The organism is Ottowia thiooxydans DSM 14619 (assembly GCF_000422885.1).
GTDB lineage: Bacteria > Pseudomonadota > Gammaproteobacteria > Burkholderiales > Burkholderiaceae_C > Ottowia > Ottowia thiooxydans.
Genome location: NZ_AUGX01000013.1, coordinates 39,341 through 64,000 on the forward strand (window position 1 = coordinate 39,341; position 24,660 = coordinate 64,000).

Consider the following 24,660-nt stretch of genomic DNA (forward strand, 5'->3'; position numbering starts at 1 on the left):
ATGCCCACGACTTACGAAAAACTGAAAGCGCTCCGTGTGGACGACATGAGCTTCTCGTACCGACCCAAGGACGTGATGCTGTATGCGCTGAGCGTCGGCATGGGTCGCGATCCGCTGGATAGGCAGGAGTTGAAATACGTCTTTGAGAAGGAACCGCTAAAGGTCGTACCCTCGCTAGCGTGTGTGGTCTCACGCACCAATCTGCTGCTGAATGCGGGTCTGGATCGTACCAAGATCGTCCATGGTGAGCAGGTCCTGAAGCTATTCCGCCCTTTACCTCCGGCGGCGGATCTCCTGGCGTCGTCTCGCGTGAGTGCTGTGCATGACAAGGGTGAGGGCAAGGGCGTTCTGATCTATGTGGATACAGAGGTCAGGGATGCTGCCACGGGCGAACCGTTGTATGCGCTACGACAAGGGACCTTCGCGCGTGGTGATGGCGGTATGGGCGGAGATCTCGGACCCGCACCGCATCCTCATGTCATGCCCACCCGCAAGCCGGACCTCGTAGCGGCTTCCGATACGCGTGCGGATCAGGCTTTGCTGTACCGGCTTAACGGCGATATGAACCCGCTGCATGCCGACCCTGAATTGGCTGCGCGCGTGGGGTTCAAGGCGCCAATCCTGCATGGCTTGTGCACCTATGGAGTGGCTTGCCGGGAGATTTTGGCTCAGGTTTGTGAGTACGACCAGACGGCCATTGAAGAGTTCAACGTTCGCTTCACCTCACCGGTCTACCCCGGAGAGCGCATCACGACCCAGGCGTGGATCGATGGCGATGTGGTGTCTTTCCGCTGCAGCGTAGAGGCGCGTGACAAGGTGGTTCTGGACAACGGTATGTGCCGTGTTCGAAGGGCCTGACGAGGCGACTTTTTCTCACACCGTAGATGACTAAAAACCCAGGAAAAGGAGACAAGAACATGAAGACTCAACTGCGAATCTTGCTATGCGCGGCGCTGGCCTTGACGGGCTACGTCTCAGCCTATGCCCAAGCCACAGGCTACCCCAACAAGACCATCAAGATCGTCTCGCCTTACGCGCCAGGGGGCTCCACGGATCTGCTCACACGCGCCGCTGCGGAACTGGTGGGAAAGAAACTTGGGCAGGCGATGATCATCGAGAGCCGGCCTGGAGCAGGCACCCTGATTGCCACGCGGGGTGTGAAAGCCGCAGAGGCTGACGGCTACACGCTTTTGCTGCAGTCCAACGGGTTCGTCAGCAACCTGCATGCCTTCAAGGAACCGGGCTACGCCATGGCTGACTTCAAGCCGGTGGCGGTACTGGGGAAATCTTCTTATGTGCTCATGATTTCGACCAAGGGGCCGGCACGCGACATCAAGGAGTTCGTTGAGTACGCGAAAGGCCGCAACGATCTCTCCTATGGCACTTTGGGGCGTGGCGGGCGAACCCACATCCTGGCGGAAGAATTTGCGACGCGAGCTGGCTTCAAGTGGCAGGACATTCCTTACAAGGGCGGGGCTGACGGAGTGAACGCCGTGCTGGGCCGCCACATTGATGGGTATTTTGCGTCGGTGGCATTGGCCCACCCACACGCGCAGTCTTCGAACCTGAGATTGATTGGAATCGCCAGCGAAGTCCGCTCGGAATTCCTGCCTGCCGTGCCCACCTTCAAGGAAGCGGGCATTCCGCAGATGACGGATGACCTCTGGATCGCCTTGTTCGCGCGCTCCGATATTCCCCAACCCATTCTCGACACGCTGCGCACGGCTTTCCGGGAAGTCAGTGCTTCGGAGGAGATGAAGGTGGTGCGTCAGCGCATCCAGATGTCGACTTACACGGCAAGCCTTGCCGAGTTCGAAACCAGTATGAATGCTGCGCTTGTGCAGACCATTCAGGAATTCAAGCAACACAAGCTTCCACAGCAGTGAAGCTGTACCCGCTCAAAGGAGAAAGAACTATGAAGCTAAAAGGAAAATCTGCCATCGTGACCGGTGGTGGGCGAGGTATCGGTCGCGCCATTGCGCTTGAACTGGCTCGTCAGGGCGCTGCGGTGGTCGTCAATGACCCAGGTCTGGGCCGCAGTGGCGAGCTCACCACGGAGAGGCCCGCAGATGAAGTGGTGGCTGAAATCGTTCAGGCGGGTGGGCGCGCGGTGGCCAACCATGAATCTGTCTCGGATCATCAAAAGGCCGGGCAGATGGTGCAGCAGTGCATAGACAGTTTCGGCAGTATCGACATTCTCATCAACTCTGCCGGTGTGGTGCGAGAACGCATGATCTGGAATATGACCGAGGATGAGTTCGACACGGTCATCGGTGTGCACCTCAAGGGCATGTGGAACATGTCTCACCACGCCATTCGCTACATGCGGACGCAGGGGTTCGGGCGCATTGTCAGTTTGTCCTCAGACGCGTTCAAAGGAACCTTCGGGCAGTGCAACTACGCTGCGGCCAAAGCCGGCATCATTGGCCTGACGCGTTCCATAGCCAAGGAAACAGCCAAGTTTGGAATCACCGCCAACGCGCTGTGCCCGGTGGCCGACACCCGCATGACCGCCACGCCTGAGGTGGCGGCCAACCGCAAACGCAAGCTCGAAAGTGGGTTGATCACCCAGGCACAGTACGACGCCGCGATGCAGGCCAAAGGGCCGGAATACGTGGCTCCTTTGGCAGCCTACCTCTGCCTGGAGGACGCAGACTTCATAAACGGACAGACATTCCATGTGGAGAAGGGCGTTATCAATACCTATTACTTTGGCGAAGATCGCAATTCGATGTTCAAAGTGGGTGACGGTTTGTTCACACTGGAGGAGCTGGAAGAGTGCCTGCCCCGCGCCCTGCTGAATGGCGTTCCCCCCATCGCTCCGGTCGTCAAGCGTGAACAAGCGCAGAAAGCTGGCGCATGACTGCAGATCTGCGCGAGTTCCGGGATGAAGTGCGGGCCTTCATCCGCGCGAGCTTGTCGGAGGAGCTGCGCGAACGTGTGATGCGTGGCTATTCACAGCTGGAAAAGGCTGACTATGTCTTTTGGCAGAGGTGCTTGTATGAACGCGGCTGGGGTGCGCCAAGTTGGCCCATGGAGCATGGCGGCGCTGGCTGGACTGCCGCACATCGCCAGATTTTTGACGATGAGTGCGCGCGCTTGGGTGCACCGCGCACACAGCCCCAGATGGTGAAAATGATTGGCCCTATCCTCTGTGCGCACGGCACACCGGAGCAGCAGGCGCGCTTTCTTCCTCCAATTCTGAAAGGCGACGAGTGGTGGTGTCAGGGCTATTCCGAGCCTGGCGCAGGCTCCGATCTGGCGGCGATCTCCACCCGCGCTGAACGTGACGGCGATCATTACGTGGTCACCGGCCAGAAAGTCTGGACTTCCTTCGCGCATTTTTCTGACTGGATGTTCTGCCTGGTGCGCACGGAGGTCGCAGCGCGCAAGCAGGAGGGCATCACCTTCTTGCTCATCGATATGCGTTCGCCCGGCGTAGAAGTTCGCCCTATCCATACGTTGGACCTGGCGCATCACACCAACGAAGTATTCCTGAACGAAGTACGGGTGCCGGTGGAAAACCGCATTGGAGAAGAAGGCCGGGGATGGACTTATGCCAAGGCCTTGCTCGCGCACGAACGCAGCGGTATTGCTGAGCTTGGACGGGCGCGAGAGCGGTTTGAACGCATACACCGCATCGTCGCAGACCCAGCGATCGCCGGAGCGAGGCTGCGGGGCGACGCGGAGTTCATGTCGCAGCTTGCCCAACTGGAAGTGGAGATCATGGCAGCTGAAGCCACCACGCTCAGGCTTCAGGAAAGCCATGCTGCACCGGCGCTCTCGTCCGTGCTGAAACTGCGGGGCTCCGAGATCACGCAGCGGCTCACGCGTCTGGCGGTGGAGGCGCTCGGGCCTCATGCCTTGCACTTCGATATCGAAGAAGCAAGCAGAGGTCCGCATGAAGACGATCCCCTGCCTTCCTACGCCACGGGCCGTGTTCCTGAGTACATGGTGTTCCGCTCTCTCACCATCGCCGGCGGCTCCAGTGAAATCCAACGCAACATCATCGCCAAGCTGGCCTTTGGTGATTGAAGCAAGGCGCCCTGCGATGCAATTTACCTTGACAGATGAGCAGCAACAGCTGCGTAACGCCGCCACGCGTTTTGTGCGCGATCGCTATACCTTCAGCGCCTGGCGCCGGTGCGCAAGGCAGCTAAATGGCTTTGATGCCGAAACCTGGCGACAGATGGCCAGCATGGGCTGGACGGCCGTGGCAGTGCCCGAAGCCTATGGTGGCTTGGGGCTGGGCCCGGATGCGCAAGCGATCATCATGGAATCCTTCGGAGAGGGCCTGGTGCTGGAGCCCTATTGGAGCAGTGCCGTGGTGTGCGCTCAAACGCTGAGCCTGGCTGGAACGCCAACGCAGAAGTCGTTGTGGCTTCCGCGTATCGCGGATGGCTCGGTTCGCGGTGCGTTCGCACTGCTGGAACAAGGCACACGCTATGACTGGTCCGCTTTGGCTTGCGAGGCCCGCAAGAAGGACGAAGCCTGGGTGCTGAACGGACAGAAGCTGGCCGTGCTCGACGCACCGCATGCAGATCACCTGGTGGTGGTGGCTCGCACTGGCGGAAAACCTGGCGATGCCGCGGGTTTGTCGTTGTTCTGGGTTCACTCCGATGCGCCTGGCCTCAAGCGCCGCGACTTCCGAACCGTGGATGAGCGCCGCGCCAGTGACATGGTTCTGGACGGTGTGAAGGCCGAACTGATAGGCATTGAGGGCGCCGCAGCTGGTGTGGTGGAGCAGACCATAGACCATGGAATTGCCGCACTGTGCGCCGAGGCGGTGGGTGTGATGTCCAGCGCCGTAGAGGCCACGGTGCAATACCTCAAAACCCGCCAGCAGTTCGGCCGTCCGCTAGCGCAGTTCCAGGTGTTGCGCCACCGGGTGGCGGACATGGTGATGGCGCTGGAGCAGTCTCGCTCTCTGGCGATGCTTTGCGCGTTCTCCTTGAATGACTCGCCCGCTCGACGCATGCGCGTGGCAGCGGCTGCCAAAGCTCAGATTGGGTCGGCGGGCCGCTTCATAGGCGAAAGCGCTGTGCAATTGCATGGCGGCATAGGCGTGACGGATGAGCTGCAGATTGGCCATTTCATGAAACGCCTGTTGGCCATTGACATCCTGCTTGGCGACACGCGCCATCACCTCTCACGGATGGCGCAACGTGAAGCCATGGCCTGACGGGCTACGCCATAGAGATCACTTCAGCCACAGATGACTCCAGGAGTACTGATGAACGATTCCCCTCTTCACGTTCGCATCGAAGGCAGCGTGGCGATTCTGACTCTGTCGGCACCAGAGCGCCGCAATGCCATATCCACGGACATGCGCCACGAGTTGCTCGCACAGCTCAGGCTACTGGGTGATAACGACCAGGTTCATGCGCTGGTGCTCACGGGTGCCGGGGGGCATTTTTGCTCGGGTGGCGATGTGAGCCAGATGGCTGCTCCTGGTCAACCGCGTGACATCGTGGGAGGCGGGCGCCGTCTGGCGATCCTGCACGATTGCATTCGCTTGTTGGTGGGTGGGCCTAAACCAGTGGTGGCAGCGGTGGAAGGCGTCGCCTTTGGGGCCGGCATGTCGTTTGCGATGGCTTGCGACTGGGTGGTGGCTGCGGAAGATGCCAGGTTTGGCGCTGCGTTCGGTAAGGTGGGCCTGATGCCTGACTGCGGCTTGCTCTGGACCTTGCCGCGCCGGGTGGGCGAAGCTGCCGCCCGTGATGTGTTGCTCACGGCGCGCGTGCTGGACGCTTCGCAAGCGAAGACGCTCGGCATGGTGAACGAGCTTGTGTCCCCTGGCCAGGCACTTGCCGCTGCACTGAAAAAATGTGCCGAATACGCCGTGGTGGCTCCGCGCTCAGCGGCTGCGGTCAAGGCGGTGCTGGCGCGTGCGCCAGATTCCTTGAACGACCTTTTGCAAATGGAAGCCGACCTGCAGCAGAGCCTGAGGCAAAGCGTAGACCATGAGGAAGGCCGAAAAGCCTTCACGGAAAAACGAGCGCCCGTGTTCATTGGACGTTGAGGACTACACGCCATGGCACTTGATCCTCGACTACGCGCGCGGCTGGTGTTGCCAGCGTTTTGCGCGCCCATGTACCTGGTGAGTGGAAGGCCGTTGCTGGCGGCAGCTTGTAAAGCCGGGATCATTGCGGGAACCAATCCGCGCAATTGGCCCAGCGTGCAGGCGTTCGAACAAGACATGCTGGCATTGCGGCGTGAACTGGATGAGTTTCAGGCTGAGCACCCTGAGGCACGCCTGGGGCCGCTCGCCACCAATCTGAACCTTCGGGCCAGCGGTGAGGAGATGGCCCATTACCTTCGTATTTGCAAAGCCGCGCGCGTGGATATCGTGGTATCCGTGCGGGGTGACCCTACCCGCCTGATCGAGCAAGTGCATGAGCACGGCGGCGTGGTGTGGCACGACGCCACCTCTTTGAGATTTGCTGAGAAAGCCATCCGCGCCGGAGCTGACGGCATCATCGCCATTGCGGCGGGTGGGGGCGGTCACTCCGGGCAAGTCACTCCGCTCACATTGATTCCCCAGATCCGGGCCATGTTCGAAGGCACCATCGTGATGGCTGGCGCCGTTTCCAACGGCGCCGCCATTCGCGCGGCTGAAGTTCTGGGTGCTGATCTCGCCTACCTGGGAACACGCTTTATCGCCACGCAGGAATCAGATGCGCCTGATGACTACAAGCGCATGCTGGTGGATTCCGGCATTTCAGATCTCGCCTACACACCGGCCGTCAATGGTGTGCCCGCGAACTGGCTATTGCCTTCACTGCGCAGCCATGGAATTGACCCGGCTATGCAGAGGCCAGCGCAGCCCGGAGCGGACCACTTGCCCCCTGAGGTGCGTCCCTGGAAAAACGTGTGGAGTGCCGGGCAGGGTGTGGGGCTGATCAAAGACATCCCCACGGTATCCGAGCTAGTGCGGCGCTTGCGCCGCGAATACGTGCAAGCCTGCGCTATGCCCAGCATGGCGCAGGCAGCTTCCCTCGTATAGATTTTCACTGAAGGAGACAAACATGAAGAATTCCTTGAACCATTCACGCGGCCTAGGCCGCATGCTGAAAGGCGTGCTCACCGGCCTGCTGCTGGGCTCGGCAGCGCTGGCCTCGATCAGCGCAACTGCCCAGCAGGCCTGGCCTACCAAGCCCGTCAGGGTGATTCTTCCATTCGGGCCGGGGAGCGCCACCGACATCGTGGCGCGCGCGGTGGCTGAGGAGTTTCGCTCTGAACTGGGCCAGCCTTTCATCGTGGACAACCGCGCCGGTGCCAACGGTTTCATCGCTGCAGAAGCCGTCGCCCGAGCGCCCGCCGACGGCTACACCTTATTCATCACATCGAACACCACACAGACCAATAACCAGTTTCTATTCAAGAAACTGCCCTACGACCCTGTGAAAGATTTCGTACCTATCGGCCCCATCAACGAGCAGTACTACGTGCTCGCGGTGCCTCAAAGCATGCCCGTGAACAATGTTGCCGAGTTCGTGGCCTGGCTCAAAGCGAACCCGGACAAGGCCAGTTATGGCTGGGGCGCCGCTGTGGCACAGATTGCGGGGGCCACCTTCCTGAAAGAAGTGGGGGCCACGGCCACTGGTGTTCCCTACAAGAGCAGCCCTCAGGTCACCACCGACCTGATTGGCGGACAGCTCAGCTTTACGGTGCAGGGCGTGACCTCCGGCTTGCAAGTCTTGAAGAGCGGCCGCCTGAAGGCACTCATGGTGAGCTCGCCGGAACGGGTTCCACAATTGCCTGATGTGCCTACCGGCGCGGAAGCCGGTGTCCCAGGGTTTCGGGCATCGGCATTCATCGGGGTGTTCGCGCCTACGGGGACACCAGAACACATCGTTAAGCTGCTCAACGCCACGCTCATAAAGGCCTTGCGCAAGCCGGAGATGATTGCGCGAATTGACGCCTGCTGTGCCGGGCGGTTCATTCATTCTTCCCCCGCAGAGTTTGCCGAATACCTGCGCAAGGATCGCGAACGTTGGTCTACCAGTATCAACGCTGTGGGCATCAAGCCCGAGTAAGCCACTTTCCCTTCAAGATTCTTTGTATCCGCATGACTTTGCCAATGTCTTCCAGTCCCCTGCCGCTTGCGGGTATCAAGGTGGCCGATTTCTCGCAGGGCGTTGCTGGCCCTCACGCGTCGTTTCTGCTTGCTAACCAGGGGGCAGAGGTGATCAAGATCGAGCCCCCGGAAGGTGACTGGGGGCGCAATCTCGGCAAGCGGTTCGGAAATTTCAGTGCGTTTTCGGTCTACTACAACCGGGGCAAAAGATCGCTTGCGCTGGATCTCAAGCAGGCCAGGGCACGCGAGATTGCCTTTGAGATCGCGGCCACGGCAGATGTGGTGGTGGAGTCTTTTCGCCCAGGTGTGATGGCACGCCTGGGCCTGGACCCGGCCAAGCTGTTTGAGCGAAACCCCAAGCTGGTGTATCTGGCCGTGACAGGTTTTGGCCAGAGTGGCCCGAACGCGGATCTTCCTGCTACGGATGCGATCATTCAAGGCTATTCCGGCCTCATGTCGCTGAATAGAGATGCCCAGGGTGTGCCGCAGCGGTTTCCCATGATCCTGATTGACGTGGTGTCTGGAATCTATGGCGCGCAGGCGATCATGGCGGCCTTGCTCAGAATGTTCCGTTTTGGAAAAGGCCAATACATAGACTGCAATCTGATGCAGTGCGCCACGGCCCTTCAAGCTCCGCGCTTGCTGGAATTCCATCTGGAAGGGGGCAACCCGGAGATCATGTATGTACCCCTGGGTGTGTATGCCACCAAGGATTCATTTCTGAGCCTGTCCGTCAACCGGGACGCGCATTTTGCGATCTTCTTCGAAGTCCTTGGCCGGCCTGATATTGCGCATGACCCTCGCTACGTGGCGCGTGCCGATCGTGTGCGCCATGCCGACGCGATCAATGCCGTTGTGCGCGAAAAGCTCTTGGAGCGCACCTCTGAAGAATGGAGCGTCCTGCTGAGCCAGGCCGGCATACTCCACGCGAAGATACGCTCCTATAGTGACCTCTTGAGTGACCCAGAGAGTGTGAAGGCCGGTCATCTGACCTGGTTGAACCACCCGGATCTGCCCAGCCCCGTGCCTGTACCCAATGTGCCGGGGGCGTTTCCCGCTGAAGCGTTTGGGGCGCTTTCGAGCTGTCCTGAGGTGGGCCAGCATACCGAAGACGTGCTGGCCGAACAGGGGTTGTCAGCCCAGGACATTCAGACCGCTATTGCCGAGGGTGTGGCTTGTACACGCAGACGCCAAACTTGAATCCAGGGGTGTGACTCGCCAAACATCCGGAGGCCGGCCCCCGGATGTTCGCTGGGACCACCGAGCTCCCGCTAGGCGGTCGGCCTACCTGAATGCGCTGCTTGCTGAACAGGATTCCGCTACCCGTCGATCCCGGTTTCCTCCCTCGAAGGGCGAAGGCGGAGCAACGGGGCGTCACATCTGCAGATGTTCCCGATTGTCAGACGATGCACAATGAGGCGTGCCTAATTCACCTCATATTCGATTGATCACGCGCCGGCAAGGCCTGGGCGCTTTGGCCGGTATCGCGCTGGCCGGCCTGTTGATCACCCTGCCTGCTTGCGCGAACCGCTTGTCTGCCGGTGCGGACGGTACGCGCTCCTACACCTTGCCAAGAGCGCAACTGGAAGAACTGATCGGCAAGAAATTCCCGCAACAGCGGCGTCTTTCAGGCCTGATTGATGTCACCTTGCAGCGCCCTCGCCTGCAGCTATTGCCTGAAACCAACCGGCTAGGCACTTCTATTGACCTGACCGCCGCAGAGATGCTTCTGGGTACGCGCTATGAGGGGAGAGTGGATCTGGACTACGGCATCCGCTTCGATGCCGCAGACGGCAGCATTCGCATGGTCGACGTGCGGGTCGGCAAGGTCGACTTTCCATCTGTTCCGCAGCAGTACCAACCACTTTTCGCTCGCGCCGCGCCCCGCATGGTGGAGCAACTGCTGAATGGCATGGTGCTACAGGAAATCAAACCGGACCAGCTGGCCCTGGTCAATGGCCTGGGCTATAGGGTGGGCGAGGTGCGCGTGACGCGCGAAGGCTTGCGCGTGGAGTTGTTGCCGGCCCTTCCAGGGCCTTAAAAAAGAAAATTTCCGCAGAGTTGAATCCAAACAAGAGTTTGACGCGTATTCAAGGCAGAGGGGCAGCCAAAGTGCCGCTTCTCACTAGAACCCGAAGCTCAAACCGATTGAAAAGGAAAGAATCATGCAAGCCAAGACCATCGCCCTCGCTACCGTACTCGCCGCATCTTTTGCAGGCAGCGCCTTTGCCGCCCAGCCTGTGTCTGGAGAAGGTCCGCAGTTTTCGTTGTTTCAAGACGGCGTTGTCACTAGCAGCCTCAGTCGGGCTGAAGTGAAAAATCAAGCCTTGATCATGCCGCCTGTTGCTGGTGACCGCCCTCTCATGCAATTCAACGCAAATGCCACTAGCACCACGAGCCGTGCCGAAGTTCGTGAGCAGACCCGTGAAGCCATTGCACTGGGCTATCGAGTCAAAAGCGGTGAAATGCGTTGATCACACGCGAGGGTCCAGCCGTATCCAGGGACCCTCTGCATACGCCGAACGATGCTTAGCTAGCGCGGACTGGGGCAGTCTGCGGCGTTGCTTACGCCGGCCGCAAAAATCCTCGCGATAGCTACGGCTATCAATGCGGTTTTCGCCTTGTATCCCCTCCCGACTTAACCTGGCAGCTTTCCGATCGAGTCATGCAGAGGATTTCTAGTGACGTCGCCACGAAGGTATACAGGGCTCTATTTCTTTGAGTTCATGGAAAAACACGGCAGGCTCGCACGCTAGTGCGAATCCTGTTGTTTCTGCGTTGGTCTACTTCTTGGTTTCCTGGTCGTAAGCAGCTTTGAGCATCAAGAAGTTTTTCTGCGATTCCATCTTGAAATCATCTGTGGTGCCCGCGAAGTCTTCCAGCGAGATCTGTTGGCGGACTTTCTTCAGTTCATCGGAATCGGTCACGCGGCGCGTCACATCCTTGAGCACTGCCTTGATGGGCTCCGGGGTATCCGCGCGCACGGCCACACCGTAGAGGCTGTAGTACACCATGTCCTTGACGCCCAACTCCTTGAATGACTTCACGCCTGGAAGGAATTTGTTTGGCCCGTCGCCAGTCGTGGCGAGCACGTGAATCCGGTTGTTGTCTTTCTGTCCCCGCGTTAAGCCGACAGTGGCATAGTAGGCGTCGATTTCACCGGTCATGGTTGCGGTAACACCTTCCATGCCCCCTTTGTACGGAATCATGGTCGCAGTCACACCCAGGTGCTGACTCAGTGTTCTGCTGAGCATCGAGTATTGGTTGGCCCCAAGACCCAGTGTGCCGAAGTTCAGTTCACCCTGTTTCTTGGCCGCGTGTGCTTTCAGATCATCCATTGTCTTGATATTGAACTGAGTGGGCACGATCAGGGTGAATGCGGTTTTGGCCAAGGGCGTGATGACCTCGAAGTCGCTCGGGACATACGCCAGGCCAGGATTGGCCAACTTGCTGGCAGCAAGCTCACCAGTGTGAAAAAACAGCGTGTGTCCATCTGCTGGTTGCCCCTTCACCGCCAAGGCACCAATAGAAGTTCCGCCACCCGGGCGGTTCTCGATCACCACAGTCGTTTTGAGTTCTTTGCCTAGCTCCTGAGCGAAGGCGCGTGCCATGTTGTCAGTGGAAGCACCTGGTGGATACGGAACGATGAATTTGATGGGCTTGCTGGGGTAGCTGCCTTGTGCAAGCACGGGAGCAGCCATCCCGAAGGTGGTGCAGATTGCGCTGGCTATCAGTGCGGATCTAAGGAATTTGGAGCGTCTCATTTTTTGTTCCCATGTGCCGGTCTGCGCCGGCCAGATGTTGTGAATGAAAGAGTGATCAGTTGGAAGCGGACAGCCGTGGAAGTTGGTTTTGCTCCTGCTCAGGCGGTACGGGTTGGTCTTCTAGTAATTCAAAGATCGCCAATGGTTGTTCGGCATCCTCAGTTGCCTTGAAACGGACTTTCGCGCCGATGTGCAACTGCGAATGAGGCGCGACAATGTTGGTGATGAGTTGCGGGCCTTCTTGCAGTTTCACGATGGCCACGTTGTAGGGCAGGCGATCCTTGAATTCGGGGTGGTATGCCACGTGATACACCACCCAGCTCTTGATGACACCGTTGCCACAGGCGTCTTTCCACTGCCATGCGTGGCCAAGGCAAGCCGGACAGAGTGCTCGTGCAGGTAGCCAGGTATGACCACACGAACACGCCTGGAACTTCAAGCACCCTTCGCGTAGGCCAGTCCAATAAGGCTCGTTTTGCGCGTCGATGTCTATGACGATGGAGCTTGTCATGTCACGCTCCCAGGATCAGGGTTGAATGGGTGTGCATGGTGCCTCCCTGGTTGCTGACCAGGCTATGGCGGACACCTGGCACCTGCAAGGTCGCTGTACCGCGCACCTGCCGTACACCTTCGTGGATCAGTTGCATACCCGGTAGTCCCGTTTCAGAGAGAAGACCTCCTGAGGTGTTGAGCGGCAAGCGTCCGCCAAACTCAATCTGTCCGTCGCGTACGAACTCATGTACTTCACCCTTCCTGCAGAAACCGTAATCTTCCAAAGTCATGAGTACGGTGATGGTGAAGCAGTCGTAGATTTGAGCCACATCGATGTCCTGCGGCTTCAGGCCGGCCATGTCGAAGGCCAGTTGGCCTGAACGCTTCGCCAGGGTCGAAGTCAGGGATTCGCGCAGGTGAACGTCGTAGGAGGTCTGGCCGCCGCCAATGCCCAGAATCGACACAGGGGCGTTGACCCCAAGAGAGTGCGCACGCTTCGCGCTCATCACCACGACGGCAGCGCCGCCATCGGAGACCAGGCAGCAGTCGTCGCGTCGCAGGGGTTCTACCACCCAGGGCGACTTCATGTAGTCTTCCATCGAGATCGCTTTGCGAAGCTGTGCCTTGGGGTTCGAAGCCCCATGCTTGCGTGCCGCAAGTGCCACGGCGCCAAAAGCTTCAGGGGGTGTCTGGTACTCGGCCACGTGAGCTTGATGGATCATCGCGTAGCCTGCGGCGGTGGAGAACCACCCATAAGCTGCGTCGTTGCCACGCGGACGCGCATAGGCTTGGCGTGAACCGCTGCGAGGGTTGTCGGCGTAGCTCACGAGCGCAACCTCACACTGGCCGGTCTCGATGGCCATCATCGCCATATCGATCAGGGTAATGTTGGCCGCGCCACCTTGATCCCAAGCGCCTCCCCAGCGGGGTTGAATGCCCAGTGCTTCGCACACCTTCTGTCCATAGAGGATCTCGCGGCCTGATGTCGGGACTTTGACGAAGAGTCCATCCACAGCGCCTTTTTCAATACCCGCGTCCGCGAGCGCAGCTCGGCATGCCGCCGCGTTGAGAGTGACGGTGTCCAGGCCCAGGTTGCCGTAGTCGGTGTGTCCGATTCCGGCGATCACGTACTTGCCACGCATAGGAGGTTCTCCGCTATCAGCTTGCCGTGAAGCGGGGTGTACGCTTTTCCTGGAACGCCAGGGCGCCTTCCTTGGCATCGGCGGTGCCGGACAGCAAGCGGTTGGTGAACTGCTCCATCCGCAGCCCGGTGGCCAGCCCCATCGTGGGGGCCTTGACCGCCAATTCCTTGGCAGCCTGTACAGCCAGTGGCGCATTGGCCGCAATCCGCTTCGCATAGCGCATGGCCTCGTCCAGCAGCTGTTCGGGTGGGACCACCTTGTTCACGAGCCCCCAGCGCTCCGCTGTCACGGCATCAATCGAGTCTCCCGTGAGCAGCATTTCCATCGCGATCGCGTACGGCAATTGGCTGATGCACCGCTGCGTGCCACCGTTGCTCGCGATGATGCCGCGCTTGACTTCGGCCAGCGAGAATGTGGCGTGCGGGACGGCAATGCGGATGTCAGTGGCCAGCATCAGCGTCATGCCGCCGCCCACGCAGTACCCGTTGACGGCCGCAATCACCGGTTTCCAGACTTCCAGGCCGCGGTTGAGCAACTGGTCTTTCTGGGTGAGCCAGAAGTCAGACATGGTGGTTGGCCGCCCGATGTAGGACTTTAGATCCGCTCCAGAGCTGAAGGCTTTGTCACCTGCGCCAGTAATGACAGACACGCGGATGGCGGGGTCGTCACGCACCTGCTCCCAGGCTTCGGAAATCAATTGGTAGTGTTCGAGATCGAATGCGTTCCTGCGCTCTGGCCGATTGATGGTGATGAGCGCGACGCCTTCTTCATTGACATGGAGATCGATGGACATGGAGACTTTCCTTCAAGCGCGCGTGCTGAGAAGTTCGCGGGAAAGCACCATTCGGTGCACCTCTGAAGGACCTTCTCCAATGCGCTTGATGCGCAACTCGCGGTACCACCGTTCCAGCGGCATTTCCTTGGACACGCCCATTCCGCCTAGAATTTGAATGCAACGGTCCACGACCCGGCCCGCTGTTTCAGTGGCCACCACTTTGGCAATTGATGCCTCGGTCTTGAAGTTGAGGCCCGCATCTCCACGCCGTGCTGCTTCATACACCAGCAACCGGGCCGCACGAAGTTCCATCTCGCTGTCTGCAATCATCCATTGGATGGCTTGCTTGTCCGCAAGTTTGGATTTGAAGACTTCACGCTCGCGCGCCCAGTCGATGGCTATCTGGAGCGCGGCCTGGGCAATGCCGATGGTTCCAGATGCGTAGGGAACGCGGCCTTCTACAAGCCATTTTTCGCACAGTGCGAAGCCCTGGCCTTCTTCACCTAATCGGTTTTCCACCGGGACTTCCACGTCTTCCAGAATCAACTCATAGGGGGACCACGAGCGGATAACGGGGATCTCGCGACAGGTCAGGCCTTTGGGTTTGCCTTCGATGATGAAGCAGGTGACCCCTCCACGCTCGCCCTGTTCGCCCGTGCGTGCAAATACCAGACCCCAGGTAGCGGAGGCGGCGCCTGTGATCCACATCTTGGCTCCGTTCAAGATGTATTTGTCTCCTTTGCGGACGGCGCGGGTGCGGATGGATCGTGCCGGGTCAGAGCCACCGGAGGCCTCGCTGATGGCGACGAAGGCTTTCTTGCCGTCCCGTATGGCGGGGACTGCGAAGCGCTCAATCTGTTCACGCGTTCCTAGCAGCACGGGCGCGGGCGGGTTGGAACCTGTCGTACCGCAAGCAGGTATGTAGGCTCCCATGCGGCACTTGGCTGTTTCTTCGGCCACCACAGCAGCGGCCAGCAGACTCAATCCACCACCACCAAACTCCTCCGGCGCTCGAGCGGCCCACAAGCCCATGGACTTGGCTTTTTCAGACAAGGGCTTGAGCAGATGCTCGGGCAACTCGAAGGCGTCGTGTGCGACCTGGTCTTCTGCGGCCTTGACGTCTTTTTGCATGAAGCGTCGGGTCGTCTCGCGGATCTGAATAAGGTCTTCAGAGAGACCTGCGTCGTGTTCATTCATAGGAATTCCCAGAGGTGTGTAGGAGAAGAGGATTGAAGGGCGGTGTGATCAGGAAGTGTCAACACGCCTTAGGGGTGCTCACCGAATGCACCGCGGCTGACTAGCGCGTGGTATTGGTCGTCGTTCAGATTCAGCAGACCCTTCACGATCTGCTCGGTGTCTTGGCCCAGTTGGCCGCTGGGCACGTAGCCCGGGGTGCTGTGATCCGCGAACGTCAATGGGCTTCCATGCGCCAGCATCTCGCCATACAGCGGATGGTCTACCCAGCTGAGCATGCCGGTCTCGTGCAGATGGGGATCGTTCACCACCTCGTCCAGTTCTCTCACTGGAGCGGACGGCACACGTGATTCCACCAGGGCGTCAAACAAGTCGCCTTTCTTGAGGTGGCGGGTCACCGCTTCTATGGCCGCATCCACCTCTTCCATATGCACCAGCCGAGACGCCCGAGTGGCGAAACGCGGGTCTTCCAACCATTCGACACGATCAAGGACTCGTGCAAGCGCCACCCAGTGGGTGTCGGCCACAGTCAGGATCGCGATGGCTCCGTCAGAGGTGGGGTAGACGTTGTACGGGCACATCGTGAGGCCACCATGGCGATTGCCCGTCCGCTTGCAGCTCTGGTCGCCGCGCTGGTGCAAGCCCAGGCTCGACAGCAGACTGGGAAATACCGAACTGAGCATGGAGACCTCAATGTTTGAGGCGTGTCCAGTCATGGCGCGCTCGTACAGTGCAGTGGTGATGGCGCCATACAAGTGCACACCGGCGAAGAAGTCGCACAGTGCCGGGCCAGCCTTGAATGGGGGTGTGTCCGGGCCGCCGGTGATGCTCATCACGCCGGACATGGCTTGCACCGTGAGATCCATAGCCGGGTAGTCCCGATAAGGGCCTGTACTGCCATAGCCTGTGCTGGACGCAACGATTAACTGAGGGTTGGCCTGACGAAGTGTGTCTACGCCCAGGCCGAGCCGGTCCATGGCGCCGGGAGCGAAGTTGTAGACGATCACGTCGGCCTGCTTGGCCATTTCAAGGAGAGTTTCTCGCCCCGCACTGGCCTGTAGATCCAGCACGACGTTCTTCTTGTTTGGATTGAGCACGCCGAAAGGCTGTGCCACACCGCTGGCCCGCTCTCTCTTGCGCAGGTGTTCCCCGGAGGGGGACTCGACCTTGATCACCGTCGCTCCGGCCTGGGCCATCAGAAAGGTGGCATAGGGGCCGTTATAGATCTGCGTGAGGTCAATGACGGTAACGCCAGAAAGCGGCGGGGGAATCAAATGCTGGGTCATAGAGAGGAATTGCGCTGAGACAACGGGGAACCGGCGTTGGCTCAAAGGCCAGAAACCACATTCAATTTGAGTAGAACATGATTCCAATATTTAGAATGATGTTTATTTTATGTATGCGGCTTCGGCTTCGAATAGGGGTTTTCCCTTGGTCCATCCAGTGCGCTTGCGTTCGCTCGAATGCTGGGGTGCGCGGGGTAGAGGTGGCATGAGCCATGCATTGCAAGGGTCTCTTTATGCGCTGAAGGGGCATAATCTGCCGATGTTCTGTTTACGGCGGAGGCGTGCCCAACGGCCGGCGTATATCTGTTTTTGGTGCAGTAGTGACCGATCCTTCCGTACCTTCCCTTGTGGCAGAGACCACAAAAGTTGAAAGCGAATCAACCCCCCGCCTTGATGGCACCGTCGTCAAGGGAATGGCGTTGATCGAATTCCTTGCGGCGCAAGATCAGCCGCAGGCGGTTTCGGTGATAGCGCAGCACTTCAATTGGCAGAGGAGCAATGCGCACCGTCTGTTGACCACTTTCAAGGCGCTTGGCTATGTGCGTCAGAACGCTGAGACCAGCCGCTACGAGCTCAGTTTGAAGACGTGGGAGTTGGGTATGCGGGTCGTCGGCCGGAGCGCGATCAAGCGCGCGGCTCAACCCCACATGCGCAGCCTGAACCAGCAGTTCCAGGAGAGCGTGAATCTTTCCTTGCTGGTGGGCACCGATGTGCTGTATCTCGACACATTGCTCTCGATGTACCCCCTGCGGCCTACTGCGTCGCCGGGCGCGCGGGTGCCCTCCATCTTCACTGCAACGGGCAGGGCGCAATTGGCATTCCGATCAGATGCCGAAGCCATCACACGGGAAATCATCGCCAGTCGGCCAGAAGCTACCAACATCAAGCTCAAATCGTTTCAGGAAGAGCTGAAGCAGGTGCGTAACCAGGGCTACGCCATCACGCTAAGTGGCTGGCGTACCAATGTGAACTCAGTGGCCGTACCCATCCTGAATGCTGATCGGCAATCCATCGCCGCCATCGGCATCAGCGGTCCATCGGAGCGATTGAACACAGAAAAGATGCAGGAAATGGTACCGGTGCTGATGTATGCAGCCGCGCAGATCGCTGAGGTTTGCGGCGGCGCTTGAAACCCATGCCCCGAACCTCAGGCCATGATGAATGGCCTGGGCTTTCAGTTAAAAATGTGCGCGCGACACGCAAAGGGCTGAGTGTGGAGTTGTCGCCAGCCCTTCGCGTGTCTTGAACCTGGCTTCAAGCCATCTTGCAGCCCGCGCCTGAATCTGAAAGTGCTTTGGCCGCCACGCCCAGCACCTTGTTCTCGCCTTTTTCCACCACGCGCAGATAAAAATCCTGCACGGGGTTGTGCGCACGGCTCATGGTCCATTTACCGCGAGGGCTATCGATGACGGCGGATTCCATGGCCTTGTAGAGTGCGGGCTTGGCATTCAGATCGCCATTGACCGCCTTGGCACCCTGCACCAGCAGCAAGCCGGCGTCATACCCCTGTACTGAGTACACATCAGGCTGGGATTTGAAGGCCTTGGCGTACTCCGTACGGAACTGCCGGTTGCGCGGAGTGGCGAGCGAGTCGCTGTAGTGCAAGGTGGTCATGATGCCGTCGGCGGCGGGGCCCGCAGCCTCCAGAACCCCTTCGGTCAAGAAGCCCGAACCCCAGAGCGGAATTTTCCCCTTCAGGCCAGCGGCGGCATAGTCGGAGATGAATTTTCCAGCCCCGGCACCTGCGAACATGCAGGCCACGGCGTCAGGCTTGAGCGAAGCGATTTCGGTCAGAAGCGCCTGGAATTCAACGTTGGGGAACGGCAGCCACAGGTCTTTGATGATGGTGCCACCAGCCTTGGTATAGCTTTCCTTGAAGCCATCGAAGGCTTCTTCGCCCGCGGCGTACTTCCAGGAAATCCAGACTACCTTCTTCAAGCCCTTATCCATCATTGGTTTGCCCAATGCCAATGTGGGTTGTGAATTCGAGAACGAGGTACGAAATACGTTAGGTGCGCACAGCGCGCGGGTGGCCGCGAGCACGCCGGCGTTGGGAATCAGACACAGCACGCCGGATTCGCGCGCAACTTTCTGAATGCCCATCTGCACGCCGGAGTGAACCGTGCCCACGATGACGTCAACCTTATCGCGCTGCACCAGCTTACTGGCGTTCTCCACGCCCTTGGAGGGATCAGACTCATCGTCAAGTTTGACGATCTCTACCTCTCGCCCGCCCAACTTGTTGCCCTGTTCCTGCAGCGCCAGCCGGAAGCCGGCCTCAATGGCATTGCCAATCTGCGCAAAGGTACCGGTATACGGCAGCATCAGGCCGATCTTGATCTTGCCTGTCTGGGCGCGCCCAAGGCGAGGCAGCGTGAGCGCGGAGGCGCCGACGAGAGCGGCGCCGCCATGCGCAAGCAGCACGCGGCGGGACAGGGCGTTGGATCGGGTCATGTACTTGCCTTCCTGATGAGTGATGTAGTAATTCGATACGAACTCAATGCTCGCTCGCATCGACCGGTTGACGGTATTGGGGGAAACACCTGATGGTCTTGTTCCCTCTCCTGCAGGCGGGCCCGACTAAGGGAGAGGGCTAGGGTGAGGGGCCGCAGCGGTTGATGAGTGCGCGCGGGTGAAAAGCCGCATTCCCCCGATGCCTCTCCAGCTATTCAAATCCGCTTGCGCCCTTCCCAGTAAGGCTCCTTCAGCAAGTTCTTCTGGATCTTGCCGATGGCCGTCTTTGGAAAGCTTTCCACGAATTTGATCAAGCGCGGGCGTTTCAGCCGGGCCAGCTTCGCTTCGCACTGGGCCAGCACCTGCGCTTCAGTCAGTTCTGCGCCAGGCTTGAGCAAGATGTAGGCCGCAGGTACCTCGCCGAATTTCGGGTCAGGCACGCCGAACACGGCCACCTCAGCCACTTGGGGCAGGCCGTAGATGGCATCTTCGATTTCTTTCGGATAGACGTTTTCGCCGCCTGAGATCAACATATCTTTGGCGCGGTCTACGAGGATGATGCAGCCATCGGCATCCATGGTGGCCACATCGCCAGACAAGCCCCAACCATGGCCGAGCTTGAAGAAAGCCTCGGTCTGTTCGGGTTCGTCGTAGTAGCCAATCATGACGTTGTCGCCGCGCGTGGCCACTTCACCGATCTCGCCCACCGCGACCGGGGTGCCATCAGGCCGTAGCACCGCCATGTCTACGTTGTAGGGTTGCCGACCCACGCTGCCCAGCTTGGCTGGCAGAAGATGTGCGGGCAAGGCGGCGATCACGCCCATTTCACTCTGGCCATAGATTTGGGTGAGCTTCAGTTGTGGCAACTTGGCTATCAGTTCGAGCTGCACCCAGTCTGGCATGGGGGCGCCGGCGAAGGACAGTTTGGCCCAGCTCCCAAGCCGCGCCGGTGCAAACCGTGGATGTGTGACCAGCGTATTGGCTTGCGTGGGCACCATGAAGGCCGCCGTGATGCCCTCCGCTTCGCATGCATCCATGAACCCATCGGGCGACCACGGCGCCACAAACACGCTGGTGGCGCCAATGAGTACCGCTGGCTGGAACATGATGTTGAGAGCCGCTACGTGAAAAAGCGGGGTCACAATGCCCACCACATCTTCTGGTGTCAGCCGTTCCTCCACTACGACCGTGTGCGCCGTGACGTCTCGTGCGCGGTGGTGCATGAGCACACCTTTGGGGCGCCCTGTGGTGCCCCCGGTGTAGGTCATGCAGAAGGCATCAAACTCACTGAGCGAAACATCCGGCGGCGTAGTGGGATGTCGGGCGATGAAATCGTTGAAGCGAACGGTCTCGGGCGCCTCTTGGCTCCCGATGAGCACCACCGTTTGGATGCGGGGACATTGCTGGCGCACGTGGGCCAGCTTGTCTGCAAACTGCGCATCGATGATCAATACTTCTGTGTCTGACTTGTTCAGCACCCAAGCCAGCTCGTCAGCCGCGTAGAGGATGGAGACGTTGTTCAGCACCAGCCCTGTGCGCGCGGTCCCGAAGAACACCACCCCATACTCCGGCAAGTTGCGCGAAAGCATGGACACCTTGGTGCCTTTGGGTAGCCCCAGCGCCAGCAGCGCGTGCGCAAGTTGGTTGGCTAGTGCATCGAGTTCGCGGTAGGCCAGGACGCGGCGTGCGCCTTCTGGGCCTCGGAAAATGATGGCGGGTTTGTCAGGAAACCGCGCGGCGGAGCGGCGCAGCATATCTCCGGTGAGCATGAATAGCGAAGGGCAAGGTGGATAACCAATCCATCATGCCCAAACCCGAACGGGCGCGCTATCAGGGCAAACGCCGTCTGCAGGAAAGTTCTATCAGCTGTGCAGAGCGCTTGGCTGTTCGCTTAAAGCGTGACCCCATGCGCTGCCAATGTTTGCACGCAGGCGCGAGCGGCTTCAGCGCCTTTGCCAACAAAGTGCCCGGAGAAGAACTCGTGGTGCGTGGCATGCTCGTGAAAATCCTTGGGGGTGAGCACCACCGAGAAAACCGGAATGCCACTGTCCAGCTGAACCCGCATCAGGCCGTCGATCACGGCGCCGGCCACAAAATCGTGGCGGTAGATCCCGCCATCCACCACGAGGGCGCAGGCCACGATGGCGGTGTATTTGCCGCTCCGTACCAAGGCCTGGGCCAGCAGGGGAATTTCGAACGCGCCGGGCACATTGTGCTCGTCAATAGGAGGGGTTTGGCCGGGGACCAACTGGCTCATTTCGGCGGTGAAGCCTTCGAGCGCACGAGAGACGATATCGGCATGCCAGTTTGCACGAATGAAGGCAATGCGGGGGTTGGAACTAGGTATTGACTGATTCATGGAAAGCTCCTTGAAAACTGAAGGACCAGGAATCAGGGCGCACACGAAACCGCTCCCGCCAGCGCGCGGCTAAGAATCACCCGGCCATAACGGCAGGCACAAGCCACGACGCCGCACGGCAGGCGGCTTCGCGCGCTCTCTTTCATCCGGACTATGACCGTCGGCCCTGGCATCTCACCAGGTCTGCTGACCTCCGGCGGGGACCGCCGGAGCGCTCGCGGGCTCCTGCTTCTTTCGAAACAGATACCGCCGGTGGGGACTTACACCCCGCCCTGAGAACGCTTGTCGACGATGCATTGGAATGCGCCGTCGCCCTCCAATGATACGACGAGGGGGCGAGGCTGGCATTTCTCACGCCAGTGCCCGACGCAACGCCAAGGTAATTGCGTAAGCCTGGTCAGATCATGGGCATGCGTTACCCGGAGACAATCCGTGTAATGAGCGCCTGTGCTGCAGCCGGGTTACGTGCTTTTGCAGCGGAGATGAAGTAGATGAATAAGTCGCGCGGTGCGCGGTTAGCCTCGGCCGCGCTGTCCGCATCAACCAAGGTCAGATCACGAGGCGCTTGCCCACGCTGCCAAGCCTGAGCGCGTTCAGCCCAATGGTCAAGATCCGAAGGCGTATAGCCGGCTGGCTCATCGGCTTGTGAGCGCATCAGCCGTGCATAAACGAAGCTGCTTGTGATGTCTGCAATGTTGGGATAGTCCGGCGAATCGGTATAGACCGTGGCGACGCCATACTCGCGTGCCAGGCGCACGTAGTCCGCGCAGGCAAAGCTTTCATGCCGTGGCTCCAGTACGTGGCGCAGAGGCAGGCCATCCAGCGTGTCGGGCAGTACAGCGAAGAAGTACTCCAGATCAACCGCATCGAAGCGGTAGAACGGAGAGAGCTGCCAGACGATAGGACCCAGCTTGGCGCCTAGTTCGGTAATACCACTTTCCAGAAAACGCACCGCGCTTTCGGTGCCTTCGCGTAAATGGCGGCGCTGGGTGGCCAAGCGATGTGCCTTGAGCGAGAACTGAAACCCATCTGGCGTTTCGTCACGCCAGCGGGCATAGACTGCAGGCTTTTGGGCAGTGTAGAAGGTGGAGTTGATCTCGATGCTGCTCAGCGCGCGGCTCGCAAACTCAAGTTCTTTGGTTTGTGGCAATCCGGGCGGGTAAAACACACCTGCGCGCCAGCCGGCGAAGTTCCAGCCGCCAATGCCTACACGTACATGGCCTGAAGTTCGACCGGATTTCATCATTCACACCTTTCAGAGGAAAACCTCTGGTTCAAATCCCACGCATTCGCTTCTCGGAGGCCGGATGAATGGTGTCCCCACGGGGAAGATGGCGAATCGAGGTGAATTCATCAGCCTACCTGCGGCGCAAAATCACCAGATCCTGATAGCCCATCATGGCTCCGTCGATGTGTTCCAGTACATCAAACCGCTTGCCCCAGACCCGTTTCACGTGAGCGGGGTTTTGAAACGTCGCGCGGTAGTACCCGGCGGGTGCGATCCCTTGCAGCGTATCGTCCACGATGTCGTCGATGATGCCTTCACCGGCCAGACGTGCCTCCAGGCCGTTTTTCTTGGCAGCCGTCTCGCCGTGAATGGTCAAGGCCAGGATGGCGCCTTGTGCAGTGACGCGATGCAGCTCTGCCAGCCAGAAATCCTGAAAATCCCGGGTTAGATGCGTCATCACGGAATAGCCGATGACGGCGGTGAAGCTGCCATCGCGCATGCTGAGCGGTGCATCAGGCAAGATGGTTTGAAACCGGCCACGGGGGAGAAATTCCCTGCACCAATTGATCGCTTCTGCGTCGATATCGCAGCCAGTGTAGTCACCAAAAAGCGGGTTCTCCAGTAAAAGCCGCGCAAAGCGGCCGCAACCGCATCCGAAATCGAGCAGACGCGGTGACCCCGCAGGAAGGTGGGGCAAGAGATGCGGCAGGATCTCCGCTAGATTGACCACGCCACTGCCTACAAAGTCATATCCGTTGCGGCTGTGAATGACGCGATACATCAACTCAGGTGGAGGGAGCGGTTTTTTGCTACTTACGGCGGCCCGAATGGCCGTGGTTTGCTGGTTGCCCTCCACCAAGTGCTTCTGGGCCAGCATCGCTTGCAAGGCCTCTGGCGTTCCCAAGGGCATTTCCGGGCAGCTTTGGCAAGGTGGAGGCAGCTTGGCATGCAGGAGGGCGTGCCGCACCTCCCGCAAGCCTGCATCCACCGCATCCAGATCCTGTGCATCCCACACCGGCGGAAAATGCCGGCAGGGGGAGCATGCCAAGCCGTCAACGAGGCGCACAGTGAAGCTCTCCCAGGGCAAGGAGCAAAGGCGTGTCGGCTGAGCTTGTTCAGGCGGGGTCATGGCCTTGCTGTACAAGCTCGCGATTCGATGGCGGCTCTAACTCGCCGCAGGTATGAGCAAACCGCGCTGAACCGCCGGCCTTGCCACAAAGGTGTCGAGCACCCGCTTCACCTGTTTGAAACGCTTGAAATTCACCAGTTCGCTGGCCTCATAGAAGCCAATCAGGTTGCGTACCCATGGAAAGATGGCGATGTCCGCAAGGGTGTATTCGTTGCCCATGATCCAGCGGCGGCCCTTCAGGTGTGCATCCAGCACCCCCAGCAGACGTGAGCTCTCGGCTACATAGCGATCCCGTGGGCGCTTGTCCTCGTATTCCTTGCCGGCGAACTTGTGAAAGAACCCAAGCTGGCCGAACATGGGGCCGATTCCCCCCATCTGGAACATCAGCCATTGAAGCGTTTCGTAGCGGGCCGCTGTATCAGCAGGGAGCAACTGCCCTGTTTTACCGGCCAAGTACATCAGGATGGCGCCTGACTCAAACAGCGCCAGTGGCTTGCCATCCGGGCCGTTCGGATCCAGGATGGCCGGGATTTTGTTGTTCGGGTTGAGCGAGATGAATTCTGGAGACAGTTGGTCGTTCGTGGCGAAATCGACCCGGTGGGCCTCATAGGGCAACCCAGTTTCCTCCAGCATGATCGAGACTTTCACGCCATTGGGCGTGGGCAATGAATAAAGCTGTAAGCGATCGGGATGAAGGGCCGGCCATTTACGGGTGATGGGGTAGGAGCTGATCGAGTTCATAAACACCAATATACGC

At 59.4% G+C, this 24,660-nt stretch carries 24 protein-coding genes and 1 riboswitch; of the genes, 12 read left to right on the top strand and 12 right to left on the bottom strand.

The genetic code is table 11. The features are described 5' to 3' along the window. From G518_RS0112340 to G518_RS0112390, 11 genes are all read left to right on the top strand, one after another. Entirely contained in the window at positions 1–858 is an 858-nt protein-coding gene (locus G518_RS0112340; RefSeq protein ID WP_028602806.1) for a MaoC/PaaZ C-terminal domain-containing protein, read from the top strand. Between the two features lie 59 nt (positions 859–917). After that, positions 918–1,886, top strand: coding sequence for a Bug family tripartite tricarboxylate transporter substrate binding protein (locus G518_RS34910; protein ID WP_051236519.1), 969 nt, complete (start codon positions 918–920; stop codon positions 1,884–1,886). A 29-nt stretch (positions 1,887–1,915) separates the two neighbouring features. After that, a complete protein-coding gene (locus G518_RS34915; protein WP_051236521.1) occupies positions 1,916–2,863 on the top strand; it encodes an SDR family NAD(P)-dependent oxidoreductase in 948 nt (315 codons plus the stop codon). After that, positions 2,860–4,035: an acyl-CoA dehydrogenase family protein gene (locus tag G518_RS0112355; RefSeq protein ID WP_028602807.1), complete on the top strand. Its 1,176-nt coding sequence runs from the start codon at positions 2,860–2,862 to the stop codon at positions 4,033–4,035. Before G518_RS34915 ends, G518_RS0112355 begins: the two co-directional genes overlap by 4 nt. Before the next feature lie 16 nt (positions 4,036–4,051). Then, entirely contained in the window at positions 4,052–5,182 is a 1,131-nt protein-coding gene (locus G518_RS0112360; RefSeq protein WP_028602808.1) for an acyl-CoA dehydrogenase family protein, read from the top strand. Between the two features lie 51 nt (positions 5,183–5,233). Beyond that, complete coding sequence (locus tag G518_RS0112365; RefSeq protein ID WP_028602809.1) at positions 5,234–6,022, top strand: enoyl-CoA hydratase/isomerase family protein; 789 nt, start codon at positions 5,234–5,236, stop codon at positions 6,020–6,022. A 12-nt stretch (positions 6,023–6,034) separates the two neighbouring features. Then, entirely contained in the window at positions 6,035–7,006 is a 972-nt protein-coding gene (locus tag G518_RS0112370; RefSeq protein ID WP_028602810.1) for an NAD(P)H-dependent flavin oxidoreductase, read from the top strand. A gap of 22 nt (positions 7,007–7,028) precedes the next feature. Beyond that, entirely contained in the window at positions 7,029–8,039 is a 1,011-nt protein-coding gene (locus tag G518_RS0112375; RefSeq protein ID WP_051236523.1) for a Bug family tripartite tricarboxylate transporter substrate binding protein, read from the top strand. Between the two features lie 44 nt (positions 8,040–8,083). Beyond that, complete coding sequence (locus G518_RS34920) at positions 8,084–9,280, top strand: CaiB/BaiF CoA transferase family protein (protein WP_036594479.1); 1,197 nt, start codon at positions 8,084–8,086, stop codon at positions 9,278–9,280. A 220-nt stretch (positions 9,281–9,500) separates the two neighbouring features. Further along, positions 9,501–10,121 (top strand): YceB family lipoprotein, encoded by a 621-nt coding sequence (locus tag G518_RS0112385; RefSeq protein ID WP_156909372.1) that lies wholly within the window; start codon positions 9,501–9,503, stop codon positions 10,119–10,121. A 124-nt stretch (positions 10,122–10,245) separates the two neighbouring features. Further along, positions 10,246–10,554: a hypothetical protein gene (locus G518_RS0112390; RefSeq protein WP_028602813.1), complete on the top strand. Its 309-nt coding sequence runs from the start codon at positions 10,246–10,248 to the stop codon at positions 10,552–10,554. Positions 10,555–10,863: 309 nt separating this feature from the next. Here G518_RS0112390 and G518_RS0112395 read toward each other — a convergent pair whose 3' ends face one another. The 6 genes from G518_RS0112395 to G518_RS0112420 all read right to left on the bottom strand — a co-directional run bounded on the left by G518_RS0112395 (position 10,864) and on the right by G518_RS0112420 (position 16,733). After that, positions 10,864–11,844, bottom strand: coding sequence for a Bug family tripartite tricarboxylate transporter substrate binding protein (locus tag G518_RS0112395; protein ID WP_028602814.1), 981 nt, complete (start codon positions 11,842–11,844; stop codon positions 10,864–10,866). Positions 11,845–11,899: 55 nt separating this feature from the next. After that, positions 11,900–12,355 (bottom strand): Zn-ribbon domain-containing OB-fold protein, encoded by a 456-nt coding sequence (locus G518_RS34925; RefSeq protein WP_051236527.1) that lies wholly within the window; start codon positions 12,353–12,355, stop codon positions 11,900–11,902. A gap of 1 nt (position 12,356) precedes the next feature. Then, positions 12,357–13,478 (bottom strand): thiolase family protein, encoded by a 1,122-nt coding sequence (locus tag G518_RS0112405; protein WP_028602815.1) that lies wholly within the window; start codon positions 13,476–13,478, stop codon positions 12,357–12,359. A 16-nt stretch (positions 13,479–13,494) separates the two neighbouring features. Beyond that, positions 13,495–14,271 (bottom strand): enoyl-CoA hydratase/isomerase family protein, encoded by a 777-nt coding sequence (locus G518_RS0112410; protein WP_028602816.1) that lies wholly within the window; start codon positions 14,269–14,271, stop codon positions 13,495–13,497. A 12-nt stretch (positions 14,272–14,283) separates the two neighbouring features. Continuing rightward, the gene (locus tag G518_RS0112415; RefSeq protein WP_036594481.1) at positions 14,284–15,450 is read right to left on the bottom strand and encodes an acyl-CoA dehydrogenase family protein; all 1,167 of its coding nucleotides are present in this window, start codon (positions 15,448–15,450) and stop codon (positions 14,284–14,286) included. A 68-nt stretch (positions 15,451–15,518) separates the two neighbouring features. Further along, positions 15,519–16,733: a CaiB/BaiF CoA transferase family protein gene (locus G518_RS0112420; protein ID WP_028602818.1), complete on the bottom strand. Its 1,215-nt coding sequence runs from the start codon at positions 16,731–16,733 to the stop codon at positions 15,519–15,521. A 320-nt stretch (positions 16,734–17,053) separates the two neighbouring features. On the opposite strand from G518_RS0112420, the gene G518_RS34930 reads away from it, so the two are divergent. Next, positions 17,054–17,863, top strand: coding sequence for an IclR family transcriptional regulator (locus G518_RS34930; RefSeq protein WP_051236529.1), 810 nt, complete (start codon positions 17,054–17,056; stop codon positions 17,861–17,863). Positions 17,864–17,987: 124 nt separating this feature from the next. Here G518_RS34930 and G518_RS0112430 read toward each other — a convergent pair whose 3' ends face one another. The 6 genes from G518_RS0112430 to G518_RS0112455 all read right to left on the bottom strand — a co-directional run bounded on the left by G518_RS0112430 (position 17,988) and on the right by G518_RS0112455 (position 24,644). After that, positions 17,988–19,187, bottom strand: coding sequence for an ABC transporter substrate-binding protein (locus G518_RS0112430; protein WP_156909373.1), 1,200 nt, complete (start codon positions 19,185–19,187; stop codon positions 17,988–17,990). Positions 19,188–19,402: 215 nt separating this feature from the next. Further along, complete coding sequence (locus G518_RS0112435) at positions 19,403–20,941, bottom strand: class I adenylate-forming enzyme family protein (protein ID WP_245597961.1); 1,539 nt, start codon at positions 20,939–20,941, stop codon at positions 19,403–19,405. A gap of 137 nt (positions 20,942–21,078) precedes the next feature. Next, entirely contained in the window at positions 21,079–21,546 is a 468-nt protein-coding gene (locus G518_RS0112440; protein ID WP_028602821.1) for a 6,7-dimethyl-8-ribityllumazine synthase, read from the bottom strand. A gap of 130 nt (positions 21,547–21,676) precedes the next feature. After that, positions 21,677–21,830, bottom strand: a riboswitch (FMN riboswitch). A 131-nt stretch (positions 21,831–21,961) separates the two neighbouring features. Then, positions 21,962–22,789 carry a DUF72 domain-containing protein gene (locus G518_RS0112445; RefSeq protein ID WP_245597962.1) on the bottom strand — a complete coding sequence of 276 codons (828 nt, stop codon included), beginning with the start codon at positions 22,787–22,789 and terminating at the stop codon, positions 21,962–21,964. A gap of 115 nt (positions 22,790–22,904) precedes the next feature. After that, a complete protein-coding gene (locus G518_RS38445; RefSeq protein ID WP_028602823.1) occupies positions 22,905–23,903 on the bottom strand; it encodes a class I SAM-dependent methyltransferase in 999 nt (332 codons plus the stop codon). 36 nt (positions 23,904–23,939) lie between these two features. Continuing rightward, positions 23,940–24,644 carry a glutathione binding-like protein gene (locus G518_RS0112455; RefSeq protein ID WP_028602824.1) on the bottom strand — a complete coding sequence of 235 codons (705 nt, stop codon included), beginning with the start codon at positions 24,642–24,644 and terminating at the stop codon, positions 23,940–23,942. Positions 24,645–24,660 lie beyond the last annotated feature (16 nt).